Here is a 12986-nt window from a genome sequence, read left to right on the forward strand (position 1 = left end):
AAGAATGAGCACAGAAATAGAAAAGATCAAACTTGAAAACGTAAGAAATGTGATTGTTATCGCCTCAGGAAAAGGAGGTGTTGGCAAATCAACAGTTGCCGTTAACCTGGCCATTTCCCTTGCCAGAAATGGAATGAAGGTGGCTTTGGTGGATGGAGATATTTACGGGCCTTCGGTTCCAAGAATGTTTGGGATTGAAGATGCCAAACCGGAAGTACGTTCTGATAATGGTAAAGAAGTATTTTTCCCAATCGAACGTTTCGGAGTTAAAGTTATGTCAATTGGCTTCTTTATTTCCCGGAACCAATCATTGATATGGCGTGGCCCTATGGCTGCAAATGCCATTACCCAGCTCATTGAAAACACTGTATGGGGCGATATTGACATATTGATCATTGACTATCCACCGGGAACCGGAGATATCCAGCTCACCACGGTTCAAAAACTTGAGATTACTGGTGCACTCATCGTTACCACACCCCAGGAAATTGCCCTGAACGATGCACGTAAAGCGGCTTCATTGTTCACGCATCATGATATCCATGTTCCAGTGCTGGGTGTCATAGAAAACATGTCGTGGTTCACACCGGCCAAACATCCTGATGAGAAGTATTTCATTTTTGGGAAGGATGGCGGCAAGAGACTTGCGGAAGAATTAGGCACAAAACTGCTCGGACAAATACCATTGGTAAAAGAGGTGGGAGAATCAGCCGAGAAAGGTCTCAGTATATTCAGCCAAACGGATCAAACAGTAATCAAAGCCTTTGACAATATTTCTGAAGGCTTGTTAAAATTTGCATTTCAATCAACTAACAACTAACTTTTCTATAAACACTATACATAATGAAAGAAACAGATGTATTAATTATTGGAGGAAGTGCCGCCGGAATGGTAGCTGCACTAACAGGAAAATCGGCTTGGCCCGAAAAGAAATTCATCATGGTGAAAAAACAAAAAGAAATGATGGTGCCATGCGGGATTCCCTATATTTTCGGAACGCTCGAAAGCAGCAATCAAAATATAATGCCAGTGGATGCCTTGATGGCAAAAGCTGGTATTGAGTCCATCGTTGATGAAGTATTAACCGTAGATAAAGCCGCTAAAAACGTTACACTTGCAAGTGGTGAAATCATTAAATGGGAGAAGTTGCTTATTGCAACAGGTTCAATACCCGTTAAGCCTATCTGGTTAAAAGGCAAAGACCTTGAGAATGTTTTTGTGATCCCAAAGGATAAATCTTACCTTGATGAAATGACTGCCCGGCTCAGCAATCTCAAAAGAGTAATTGTGATTGGAGCTGGGTTTATTGGAGTTGAACTCTCGGATGAGTTGAATAAAGCAGGGTATGATGTAACCCTCGTCGAGAAACAACCACAAATTCTTAGCCTTGCTTTTGACACAGAACTTTCTGACCGCATCAAAGCATATATATTGGAAAGAGGTGTGAAGGTAATTGTAGGTGCAGGCGTAAGTGAAGTTTGTGGCAGTGGAAAAGTTGAGAGTGTATTGCTGGAAAACGGCGAGTCAATTCCGGCCGATGCAGTAATACTTTCCATGGGCTATAAACCCAACACAGAACTGGCAGTTAAATCAGGCATTGAAGTTGACCACGACAGGTTTATTATTATTGACGAATACATGCGAACACCAACGCCTCATATATTCGCTGCCGGAGATTGTGCACAGAAACGGGATTTTGTTACCCGCAGACGCACTCCAATTATGTTGGCCTCAACAGCTTGCGCTGAAGCCAGGGTCGCAGGTTTAAATTTGTTCAACATCCACGTTGTGAAAACATTCAGCGGAACCATTGGCATTTATTCTACTTCCATCGGTGAAATTGGATTCGGAACTGCCGGACTCACTGAAGCTCGTGCAATTGAAGAAGAAATTGCAATTCACACAGGAATATTCGAAGGTGTTGACCGCCATCCATCCAATCTTCCCGGGGCCCACAAACAATTGGTAAAATTGATTGCAGCTAAATATTCAGGGGTGATCATAGGTGGTGAAGTGATCGGCGGTGAAAGTGCAGGCGAACTCACCAATGTTATAGGCCTCGCCATTGAAAATCGGATGACCGTGAACAGTCTGCTTACATCGCAAATTGGCACCCATCCTTGTCTTACTGCATCTCCCGCAGGTTATCCGTTGATCAAAGCAGCCGAGATCATTGCTGCTAAAATGAGACACTGGTAATGACAGACAATCAGCATATTTTTTGGTTTCGTGTAGCCTATTCCGATACTGACCAAATGGGAGTAATGCATCATTCAAACTACCTCAGGTATTTTGAAATGGCACGCTACGAGTTACTCAGGGAAATAGGTATAAGTTATTCAGAAATTGAAAACGATGGAGTGATCATGCCGGTTATTCAAGCGAATGTTAATTATAAAAAACCTGCTTTTTACGATCAGAGAATCAGGATTGAAACCCGCATCGCACTGAATAAAGGACCACGCATCGTTTTTGCTGCTGACATGTTTGATGAAGCGGGAGAAACCATCTGCAAATCAGAGATCGCACTCGCTTATGTTAACAAAGTAAACCGGAAAGCCTGCTTTCCACCTTCAATCATAAAATCAAAACTCTTAACTCTTAAAAATTAACATCATGGATCACAAAAAATCAGGTTTTAACACAAAACTCATCCACGGAGGTGAAATCGAAGATGCATATGGCTCAGCCACAGTGCCTATTTATCAAACTTCCACCTTTTCTTTTGATAGCGCTGACCATGGCGCAGAATGTTTCTCAGGTGAACGCAAGGGCTATATTTATACCCGCATTGGCAATCCAACCATTGATGCGTTGGAACGCCAGATTGCCCTGCTCGAAAATGGATTTGGCGGCATTGCAGTCGGTTCGGGAATGGCTGCCGTTAACGTTATTTATCAGGGATTGCTTGCAAGCGGTGATCATATGATTTGTTCCGGAGCTGTTTATGGCCCGAGCCGGGCGGTGATGGAAAATCATTACCCTAAATACAAGGTTGAGAGCAGTTTTGTGAACACAGCCAACCTTGAAGAGGTCGAAAAAGCTTTCCGCTCCAATACCAAATTGCTTTTTATTGAAACCCCTGCCAACCCAACTATGGATGTTTCAGACATTACGGCTTGTGCAGAAATTGCACACCGCCATGGCGCGTTACTGGCTGTTGACAATACTTTCTGCAGCCCTTACCTGCAAAAACCCCTTGACCTGGGAGCCGACATCGTGATGCACTCCATGACCAAGTTCATCAACGGTCACGCTGATATTGTAGCGGGTATTGTGATCGCAAAAGATCCGGTATTGTATAAGAGCTTAAGGAGCATCATGGTAAACATGGGCTGCAATATGGATCCCCACCAAGCGTATCTGGTGCTGAGAGGTGTAAAAACTTTGGGCATCCGTATTGACCGCGCCACAGAAAGCGCCCAAAAAGTTGCTGCTTTCCTGGAAGCCCATCCCAAAGTAGCCTGGATAAAATATCCCGGCTTACATTGTCATCCGCAATATGAACTGGCAAGAAGGCAAATGAAAGCCCCCGGTGCAATGATCAGTTTTGGTTTACATGGTGGATTTACTGCGGCAAAATCGCTGATGGACAATGTGCATCTTGCCTTGCTGGCTGTTTCATTGGGTGGGGTTGAAACTTTGATCCAGCACCCGGCATCCATGACACATTCAAAAGTTTCTGTTGAACACAAAATTAAGGCTGGAATTACTGATGACTTGGTACGTTTGGCGGTGGGCATTGAGGATGTGGATGATATTATTGAAGACCTGAATGCTGCACTCAAGAAATCTTGAAATTCCTTCTTTGGAGCTTAATTTTGAGGTTCTAATTTTTATTGAATATCATAATTATGCAAGGCTATATTCATGTTTACACCGGTAACGGAAAAGGCAAAACCACTGCTGCCTTAGGATTGGCTTTGCGTGCGGCAGGTGCCGGCAAAAAGGTTTTCATTGCCCAGTTTGTAAAAGGCATGCACTACGCTGAACTGGATGCCCTGAAACGGTTCGAACCTGAAATAACACTGAAGCAATACGGCCGCGATTGCTTTATCAGGCATGAACCCCAGGAAGAGGATTTCGCTCTTGCAAAACAGGGATTAGCAGAAGTTGCTGAAAAAATCAGATCGGGATTGTATGATGTGGTGATCTTGGATGAAGGATGTATAGCTTTGTATTACAAACTATTCTTGCTGAGCGATTTACTGGATATTATCATTTTAAGGCCTGAATCCATGGATATTGTGATTACAGGCCGATATGCTCCACCTGAACTTATTGAGGTGGCTGACCTGGTTACTGAAATGAGAGAAGTGAAACATTATTATCAGCAAGGCGTGGAAGCCAGGGAGGGTATTGAGTTTTAGGTTGCGGTCCCAATCGGAGGTAAAAACATAGAAATAATCGAAAGCATTCAATTGATTGAAGACGTGGACATGGTTGATGGCACAACGCTTCTTGACAATAATCCCTTTGTTCTATCTTTTGATGTTCGCAAAATTTTAAAAGCCGGCTCGCTCAGTTGAAAAGGAAACCTTATTTAAACTGGTCGTGCCGACGGAAGGTTCGGCAAATAGCCTGTTTAAACCACCATAATGGTTACTTTTGCCGCCGCCAGGTTTTTATTGCTGAAGTTCTAAATTCAAATCTTCATCAATCTCATGAGCCAATTAGTGTGCGAGCATTGCGGGGCTGATTGCGGTTCAAGCCCAGTTGTATGGAACGCTAAGCAGTTTTGCTGCTACGGCTGTAAAACGGTCTATGAAATCCTGCACGAAAAGGACCTGGGTCAATATTACGATATCCAGCCTGCACCAGGCATCAGAATTGAGAACCCGCAGCAACTAAAGAAATTTGCCTTTCTCGATAACCCGGAAATTGCCGAAAAACTTATTGGGTTCAAAGATGGGAACACTTCAAAAACAACTTTTTTTATTCCCACCATCCATTGTGCCTCCTGCATCTGGTTGCTCGAACACCTGAATACACTTCATCCGGGAATTACATTTTCGGATGTGAATTTTCCTAAAAAGGAAGTGCATATCACTTTCAACAACGATCAGCTTACAATCAGGCAATTAGCAGAATTGCTCTCGGCCATACATTATGTTCCTGAAATTACCCTCGACAGGCTAGAAACCAAGAAACCAGGCAAGACCAATCGCAGTTTGCTGATCAAAATCGGGGTCGCATCATTTAGTTTCCTGAACATCATGATGTACAGCTTCCCTGAATACCTCCCGGGAGGCGATTTGCTGGAGCAGGATTTTAAGGATATTTTCGGATGGCTTAGCTTTTTCCTGATCCTGCCTGTGGTTTTTTACAGCGCCAATGATTATTATTTGTCAGCATGGAAAGGATTAAAGCACAAAATAATCAGCATTGATGTGCCTATCACCTTGGGCATTCTGGCATTGTTTCTCCAAAGTAGTTGGGAAGTATTTAACGGCAACGGCATTGGTTATATGGATTCGCTGGCTGGCTTGATCTTTTTTCTTCTGATAGGCAAATGGTACCAGGAAAAAACTTACCAGGCCTTGTCGTTTGAACGCAACTATAAATCTTATTTCCCGGTGGCTGTGACACGGATTGATGGTGTTGACGAAAGCATTACATTGATCAGTGAATTGCGCAAAGGCGACCGGATCCTGGTTCGAAACATGGAGCTGATACCTGCCGATGCCCGAATTGTAAAGGGAAAGGGAAACATTGACTATTCGTTTGTTACTGGTGAAGCACTGCCGGTTCCCAAAAATGAAGGAGATTTCATTTATGCCGGAGGCAGGCAGGTGGGCAGTTCAATTGAACTGAATATTGAAAAAGAAGTTGAGCAGAGTTATCTCACACAACTCTGGAACCAGAAAAGTTTCAGGGATGAAAAATCTTTACTGAAAACCCACGTGAATATGGTGAGCCATTATTTCACCATAGCGGTTCTCATGATTGCTTTCACGGCATTTTTTTATTGGTTGCAAAAGGATTTGTCTACCGCTGTGTATGTTTTTGCTTCCGTGCTCATCATTGCCTGCCCCTGCGCATTGGCGCTAACAGTTCCTTTCGCTTTTGGGACCACCATGCGGGTTTTTGGCCGTCGGGGTTTCTATCTTAAAAAAACCGATGTTGTTGAGCAGATTTACCGAACCAATTCGATTGTGTTTGATAAGACCGGAACCATCACCATTAACCGCGAAGTTGATGTGAAATTTCAGGGTGCGGATCTTTCCTCTGAAGATAAGAACCTATTGCATTCCCTTGTAAAGCACTCGTCTCATCCCCTCAGCATCACACTGAAAGAGTTCCTAAAGGATCATCAAGCCATCGAACCAGACAGCTACGAGGAAATTCCCGGGATGGGAATTACAGGCAAATTTGGAGAAGTAAGGATCAATATTGGTTCGAAACAATTCGTTACCGGAACCTCTGACGATATCAGCATTACCGAAAGCCGGGTTTATATTAGCATTAATAACCAGATGAGAGGGCATTTTTCGATCAGCAATGTTTACCGCGATGGGCTGAAGGAAGTTATTGCCAGGCTTGGTAAAAAATATCAACTTCACCTGATCTCGGGCGATAATGAAGCCGAGAAACAACGTTTGACATCTATTTTTGGATCCAGTGCAAGCATTCATTTTAATCAAAGTCCTACGGATAAAAAAGCTTATATCATGGAATTACAGAACCGGGGTGAAAAAGTGCTTATGATCGGCGACGGCTTGAACGATGCGGGCGCCCTGGCGGCAAGCGATACAGGCATTACCATTGCCGATGATGTGTTCAGTTTTTCCCCTGCCTGCGATGCCATCATGTCCTCATCCATGTTCGGGCAACTTGATCGCTTTATTGCATTCACACGCAGCAGTTTCGCAGTGGTCAGATCCAGTTTTGTGATTTCCCTCATCTACAATTTGGTTGGGCTTTCTTTTGCCGTTTCGGCCATGTTATCTCCATTGATTGCTGCCATCCTGATGCCCCTCAGTTCTATCACTGTGGTTGCATTTGCTACTTTATCGGTTAACTGGCTCGCAAAACGCAAACTTCCGGTTTCGTAAAAATGCAGCCTTATTTCCGGGCTTGAATGAAAAACCTTTCACTCCAGCTATTTAGAATTTACCTGAATCAAGGCAGGTCGGCGCCAGCATCCCGATAGGTTTTATCCGTCAGACCGCTTACTTCGACCAGGCTCAGCACAAGCGAAGCAGTCGGACGGGTAAGCAAAACGTATGCGAAGTGCTAAACGGCATTATAAAAACTCCGTAGCAATACAAGGAAGGTTTTGCAGGGTAAGCACTGAGAAAGCTACCAGACTAAATTACGAAGACAAACGCTTGCATTTCTCAGTGCGGGCCTTGCGCCAGCAGCAAGCAGAGTGCCGTGGTGAACACAATACTATGAAAAACAAATGTTATCCGCGGAACGGTTCGTGCTGCGCGGCCATAACCTGACGTAGTATTCAAGGAGTTTTTATAAAGCCTTGAACTTTTTGTAACTTTTTGGTTCAAGCCAAAAAGTTTGTTAGTGCATTTTCCACTCCGGCTATTTAGAACTTATCTGAATTAGCTGGCGCTTAACATAGTGTGAAATCTTTATATATTTTTGTCTCAGTTTCTAGCAAACAGGAGCAACAATACTGAAATGTCTGCCATCATTTTTCTAATCATCATTGGGATCATTGTAGCCGCCGGTTTTCTTGCAGCCTTTATATGGGCTGTGAAAAGCGGGCAGTACGATGATGATTATTCTCCATCGGTAAGAATGCTTTTTGAGAAGAAACCAAAGCAAGATATACAATCAGAAGAGGTTCAAACAGAAAAACAACAATAACAAATTCATACCTGTATGGAGCTACAAAAGTTTACCTACGATAACAAAATCTCGCGCCTGTTCCTGAATGCCACTGTTTTTTGGGGCATCATAGCAGTACTTGTGGGATTAACAATAGCTATTGAACTGGTGGTTCCCTTGCTAACCAATGGGGTTTCATTTCTTTCATTCGGACGGTTAAGGCCATTGCATACCAATGCAGCCATTTTTGCCTTTGTTGGAAATGCAATTTTCATGGGGATTTACTATTCTTTACCCCGCTTGCTCAAGACGCAGATTTACAGTCAGACGCTGGGGCTGATCAATTTCTGGGGCTGGCAGTTGATCATAGTGGCAGCGGCTGTTTCGTTACCGCTTGGTATCACAGTTGGAAAAGAATACGCCGAACTGGAGTGGCCGATTGATATAGCTATTGCTGTTATCTGGGTCGTGTTTGGCCTGAACCTGATCATGACCACTGTAAAGCGAAGGGTCAAACATATCTATGTTGCCATCTGGTTTTACATCGCCACCTTTGTTACGGTGGCTGTATTGCATATTGTGAACTCAATCAATATACCTGTTTCATTACTAAAGAGTTACCCGGTTTATGCAGGCATTCAGGATGCGCTGGTGCAATGGTGGTATGGCCACAATGCAGTTGCTTTTTTTCTGACCACACCTTTTTTAGGGCTGATGTATTATTTTGTACCCAAAGCTGCGAACCGCCCCGTTTATTCCTACAGGCTTTCCATTATCCATTTCTGGTCGCTGATTTTCCTTTACATCTGGGCTGGGCCACACCATTTGTTGTATTCTTCTTTGCCTGATTGGGCTCAGGCATTGGGTGTAGTATTTTCCGTGATGCTCATAGCGCCATCCTGGGGTGGAACAGTGAATGGCCTGCTTACCTTGCGTGGTGCATGGGATAAAGTGAGAAGAGACCCGGTTCTAAAAATGTTTGTTGTAGCTATTACAGCTTATGGTATGGCAACTTTTGAGGGGCCGTTGCTTTCGTTCAAAACCGTAAATGCACTCAGCCATTTCACTGACTGGACCATCGCGCACGTTCATATTGGCGCGTTAGGCTGGAACGGTATGCTCACTTTTGGAATGATTTACTGGCTGATGCCCAGGTTGTATAAAACCAAACTATGGAGCGTGAAGATGGCCAACGCTCATTTCTGGCTGGCAACCACCGGTATGCTTTTCTTTGCTGTTCCACTGTATTTTGCCGGCATCACCCAAAGCCTGATGTGGAAAGAGTTTACGGAAGAAGGGTTTTTGAAGTACCCCAATTTCATGGAAACAGTGGTGCAGATTCTGCCCATGTATATCCTTCGCATTTTTGGCGGAACCTTATACGTCACTGGTATTGTATTGCTGATAATAAATGTGATCAAGACGGCCGGGATTGGGAAGTTTGTCCGTTTTGAAGATGACCAGGCACCTGCTCTGAACCCTGAAACCCTCACCGATCGCGGTCACCGGGGACTTGAATCCAGACCGGTGCAATTTACGATTCTTGCATTGTTTGTAATTCTTGTTGGAGGGATCGTACAGTTTGTACCTATGTTTATGATCAAATCAAATGTTCCTACCATTGAAGCCGTGAAACCTTACACTCCGCTTGAGTTGCATGGCCGCGACATTTATGTGCGGGAAGGATGTTACAATTGTCACAGTCAGATGGTGCGGCCATTCAGATCGGAAGTTGAACGCTATGGCGATTACTCCAAAGCCGGGGAAGTTGTCTATGATCATCCTTTCCAGTTTGGTTCCAAACGAACCGGACCCGACCTGGCAAGGGCAGGAGTGCCGGGCAGTCTTGTGAATAAACCAAACTCATGGCATTTTACCCATTTTGACGATCCGCAAAAACTCATTCCCCAATCCATTATGCCGCCTTATCCCTGGCTCTATAAACGTGATCTGGATGTGAGCACAACGGCAAAAAAAATCAGGGTAATGCAGTCATTGGGCGTTCCATATCCTGAAGAATATGATAAAATCGCCAATGAAGATCTTATGCAGCAAGCCAAAGTCATTGCCGATGGACTGCGCACTGATGGGTTTGAAAATGTGGATGGGAAAAAAGAAATTATTGCCCTCATAGCCTACATTCAAAGGCTTGGTCTGGACATCCACAGAACAGGAATTAACACAGAATCAAATTAGCAGCAACATGAGACTGGCACGAAGCGTACTCGATGATATTGCAGGTCTGGAAATCTATGCCATCATTGGGATTCTTATATTCTTCACATTTTTTATTTTCCTTGTTATCTGGGTAATCCGGATGAAAAAACGTAAGGTGGAAGAATATAGCCGAATGCCGCTAGAGAGCGATGAAGATGATGATTTTTCAGGAACCGAAGATGAAACTGATATTGAGAAAACAAACAACAAGTAAGATGACAACAGATAAAATACCCAACGAAGAGCCTCAGGAAGATTATGAATACGATACCCTGACCAATGACCGGCTGCTCAAAGATCATGAGTATGATGGGATCAGAGAACTTGACAATTCCCCGCCATCATGGTTCAACCTTCTGTTTATAGTAACCATAGGGTTTGCAATAATTTACCTTTATACGCTGTGGATGTTCAAGCCCACGGGTTTGGTTCAGGAGACAGAATTTGCCAAAGAAATGGCCCAGGCCAGCAGCATAAGATCGGCTGAGCCGGATGCAGGCAATTTTGAATTTGCCTTGCTGGATGATGAAAAATCACTGGCAAGCGGAAAACAAACCTATGATAATATTTGTGCCGTTTGTCACCTGGTGGATGGGGGAGGGCTGGTAGGGCCAAACTTCACCGACAATTACTGGATTCACGGCAATTCCGTTGAAGATATGTTTAAGATTGTAACCGAAGGCGTGATAGAAAAGGGTATGATCCCTTACCGCGACCAGCTCTCGCCACAGCAGCGCCTCGAAGTAATCGGCTATATTCTTGAAAAACTTGTAGGAACACAACCGGCAAATCCCAAAGCGCCCGAAGGCGAGATTTATGAGTAAATAAATACAGTTGGTTTTGTTTCATTCTTACTAAGAATCAAAACCCCTAAACGCATAACCCTATCAACCATGAACCTCGAACCTTGTAACTTGAAAAAATAATATAACATATAACAATAGAACAATAGAACATTCGAATTATGAATCCCGAACCAGCAACCAGCAACCCGTAACCGGCAACTAACTCCTAGACCCCCTAAACCCTCCAAACACATCTACCAACCCTCGCTCCCTATCTACATTCAATCCATGGAAGATCAAGGTTCAACATCAGAAAGCAGGCATGGCAAACCTTACTTCAAGGATATGCTGCAAACCATTGACGAAAGTGGTGGCAGGCGATGGATTTTCCCGAAACGCCCTAAAGGCAGGCTCTATACATTCCGCTGGCTGGTTGCAATTCTGTTGCTGGGATTTCTATTCATTGCTCCATTTGTTTCATACAATGGCGAACCTTTCATGCTGATGAATGTGCTTGAACGAAAGTTCATCATTTTCGGTCAGGTTTTCTGGCCACAAGATTTCCATCTGCTGGTGCTCTCAATCATAGCCCTCATCATCTTCATTATTCTTTTCACAGTAAACTTTGGCAGGGTTTTCTGCGGCTGGGCTTGTCCGCAAACTATCTTCATGGAGTTTGTTTTCAGGCAAATAGAATACCTTATTGAAGGCGATAGCAACAAACAAAAGAAACTGGACAAACAACCCTGGGATCTGGAAAAAACCTTTAAAAAAAGCCTCAAGCATGTTGTGTTCTTCGGCATGGCTTTTTTGATCACTAATGTATTCCTTGCTTATCTCATTGGCGGAAACAGATTGGGAGAGGTCATCAGCAGCGGGCCGCTTGCAAATTCCGGACTATTTCTAGCAGTTTTCGTTTTTGCCTTAGCTTTTTACGGAGCGTACGCGTTTTTCCGTGAACAGGTTTGCATTATCGTTTGCCCTTATGGCCGGCTGCAGGGCGTGCTGCTTGATGAGAAATCTGTTGTGGTGGCCTATGATTATAAGCGTGGCGAACCAAGGGCTACTTTGAAACCGAATCAGAACAAACTGGAAACCGACAAAGGCGATTGCATTGACTGCCATAACTGTGTAGCCGTTTGCCCAACGGGGATCGACATCCGCAACGGTACCCAACTTGAATGTATCAACTGCACCGCCTGCATTGATGCCTGCAACCAGGTAATGGATCGCATTAAACAGCCACGGGGGCTTGTACGGTACGATTCAGAAAAAGGGATTTCAACCGGCAGCAAAAAATTCCTGAATGCCCGCTCAACTGCCTATTCGGCTTTTCTGTTTGTGTTGCTCTCGATAATCAGCACACTTTTCATTATCCGTGGCGATGTGGAAGCCACGGTTTTACGCATTCCTGGTTCCATTTACCAGGAATATGGCCCCGGAAATTACTCCAACATCTACAAGATACAACTGGTGAACAAGGCAAATGCTGATATGCCCATTAGCCTCAGCTTGATTTCTCATGAAGGAGAGATTAAATTTATCGGAAATGAGTTAACCGCGCAAAAAGGGAAAGTCACAGAAGCCAATTTTATGGTTGTAATCAGTCAGGAACTGCTAACTGCAAGCAATACACCGATACAGATAGGCATTTTCTCTGACAATAAGCAAATTGACGTTTACAAAACAAACTTCCTGGCTCCCGAAAGCCTGGATAAATAAACGGTTCTGCAAAAATGATACACCCATGAAGATACAATGGAATTGGCCCACCAAGCTGGTAGTGGCCATGGCGGCATTTATGCTGATGATAATATCTTTGGTAGTCTTTATGTTTCAGCAGGATATAAGCCTCGTTGAAAAGGATTATTATCCCCGTGGCCAGGCTTACCAGGAAATGATTGACATGGTTCAGAACACCGTTCCATACGCCAATGATATTATTGCGAAAGTTGAAATTAACGAGGTCCATATTGCTTTCCCTGCTTTTTTCCGACCCGAAAAAGTAGAAGGTCAGGTACATTTCTACAGTCGCATAAATGATGCGAATGACCGCTTTGCTAATCTGAACCTAAACGAAGATGGCGTTTTTATTTATCCTGTCGACGGATTCAAAGGAAGGTTCATCCTTAAAATTTCATGGCAGCAGGATGGAATTGACTATTACACTGAAAAAGACATTAGCATAGAATAAAA

At 43.8% G+C, this 12986-nt stretch carries 12 protein-coding genes; all 12 read left to right on the top strand.

Going from position 1 to position 12986, the window contains the following annotated elements; genetic code table 11:
- Positions 1–4 precede the first annotated feature (4 nt).
- The 12 genes from IH597_04935 (at position 5) to IH597_04990 (ending at position 12984) form a co-directional block, all read left to right on the top strand.
- The gene (locus tag IH597_04935) at positions 5–820 is read left to right on the top strand and encodes an Mrp/NBP35 family ATP-binding protein (GenBank protein ID MBE0661794.1); all 816 of its coding nucleotides are present in this window, start codon (positions 5–7) and stop codon (positions 818–820) included.
- Between the two features lie 20 nt (positions 821–840).
- Positions 841–2199 carry an FAD-dependent oxidoreductase gene (locus tag IH597_04940; GenBank protein ID MBE0661795.1) on the top strand — a complete coding sequence of 453 codons (1359 nt, stop codon included), beginning with the start codon at positions 841–843 and terminating at the stop codon, positions 2197–2199.
- Positions 2199–2612: an acyl-CoA thioesterase gene (locus IH597_04945; protein ID MBE0661796.1), complete on the top strand. Its 414-nt coding sequence runs from the start codon at positions 2199–2201 to the stop codon at positions 2610–2612. Before IH597_04940 ends, IH597_04945 begins: the two co-directional genes overlap by 1 nt.
- Positions 2613–2616: 4 nt before the next feature.
- Positions 2617–3798, top strand: coding sequence for a PLP-dependent transferase (locus IH597_04950; GenBank protein ID MBE0661797.1), 1182 nt, complete (start codon positions 2617–2619; stop codon positions 3796–3798).
- Between the two features lie 56 nt (positions 3799–3854).
- Positions 3855–4370: a cob(I)yrinic acid a,c-diamide adenosyltransferase gene (gene cobO / locus IH597_04955; GenBank protein ID MBE0661798.1), complete on the top strand. Its 516-nt coding sequence runs from the start codon at positions 3855–3857 to the stop codon at positions 4368–4370.
- A gap of 294 nt (positions 4371–4664) precedes the next feature.
- The gene (locus tag IH597_04960; protein ID MBE0661799.1) at positions 4665–7055 is read left to right on the top strand and encodes a heavy metal translocating P-type ATPase metal-binding domain-containing protein; all 2391 of its coding nucleotides are present in this window, start codon (positions 4665–4667) and stop codon (positions 7053–7055) included.
- A gap of 583 nt (positions 7056–7638) precedes the next feature.
- Entirely contained in the window at positions 7639–7827 is a 189-nt protein-coding gene (gene ccoS, locus IH597_04965) for a cbb3-type cytochrome oxidase assembly protein CcoS (GenBank protein MBE0661800.1), read from the top strand.
- Positions 7828–7842: 15 nt separating this feature from the next.
- Positions 7843–9984 carry a cytochrome-c oxidase, cbb3-type subunit I gene (ccoN, locus tag IH597_04970; protein ID MBE0661801.1) on the top strand — a complete coding sequence of 714 codons (2142 nt, stop codon included), beginning with the start codon at positions 7843–7845 and terminating at the stop codon, positions 9982–9984.
- Positions 9985–9991: 7 nt separating this feature from the next.
- Entirely contained in the window at positions 9992–10219 is a 228-nt protein-coding gene (locus IH597_04975; protein MBE0661802.1) for a CcoQ/FixQ family Cbb3-type cytochrome c oxidase assembly chaperone, read from the top strand.
- A 1-nt stretch (position 10220) separates the two neighbouring features.
- Complete coding sequence (locus tag IH597_04980; protein MBE0661803.1) at positions 10221–10829, top strand: c-type cytochrome; 609 nt, start codon at positions 10221–10223, stop codon at positions 10827–10829.
- A gap of 249 nt (positions 10830–11078) precedes the next feature.
- A complete protein-coding gene (ccoG, locus tag IH597_04985; protein MBE0661804.1) occupies positions 11079–12512 on the top strand; it encodes a cytochrome c oxidase accessory protein CcoG in 1434 nt (477 codons plus the stop codon).
- 25 nt (positions 12513–12537) lie between these two features.
- The gene (locus IH597_04990; protein MBE0661805.1) at positions 12538–12984 is read left to right on the top strand and encodes a FixH family protein; all 447 of its coding nucleotides are present in this window, start codon (positions 12538–12540) and stop codon (positions 12982–12984) included.
- Positions 12985–12986 lie beyond the last annotated feature (2 nt).

It is taken from the genome of Bacteroidales bacterium (genome assembly GCA_014860575.1).
Classification (GTDB): Bacteria; Bacteroidota; Bacteroidia; order Bacteroidales; family JAAYJT01; genus JAAYJT01.

Coding starts and splice junctions, on each gene's coding strand:
- IH597_04960 (MBE0661799.1), top strand. CDS start 4,665: ATGAGCCAATTAGTGTGCGAGCATTGCGGGGCTGATTGCGGTTCAAGC.
- IH597_04945 (MBE0661796.1), top strand. CDS start 2,199: ATGACAGACAATCAGCATATTTTTTGGTTTCGTGTAGCCTATTCCGAT.
- ccoN (MBE0661801.1), top strand. CDS start 7,843: ATGGAGCTACAAAAGTTTACCTACGATAACAAAATCTCGCGCCTGTTC.
- IH597_04980 (MBE0661803.1), top strand. CDS start 10,221: ATGACAACAGATAAAATACCCAACGAAGAGCCTCAGGAAGATTATGAA.
- IH597_04935 (MBE0661794.1), top strand. CDS start 5: ATGAGCACAGAAATAGAAAAGATCAAACTTGAAAACGTAAGAAATGTG.
- cobO (MBE0661798.1), top strand. CDS start 3,855: ATGCAAGGCTATATTCATGTTTACACCGGTAACGGAAAAGGCAAAACC.
- ccoG (MBE0661804.1), top strand. CDS start 11,079: ATGGAAGATCAAGGTTCAACATCAGAAAGCAGGCATGGCAAACCTTAC.
- ccoS (MBE0661800.1), top strand. CDS start 7,639: ATGTCTGCCATCATTTTTCTAATCATCATTGGGATCATTGTAGCCGCC.
- IH597_04950 (MBE0661797.1), top strand. CDS start 2,617: ATGGATCACAAAAAATCAGGTTTTAACACAAAACTCATCCACGGAGGT.
- IH597_04990 (MBE0661805.1), top strand. CDS start 12,538: ATGAAGATACAATGGAATTGGCCCACCAAGCTGGTAGTGGCCATGGCG.
- IH597_04975 (MBE0661802.1), top strand. CDS start 9,992: ATGAGACTGGCACGAAGCGTACTCGATGATATTGCAGGTCTGGAAATC.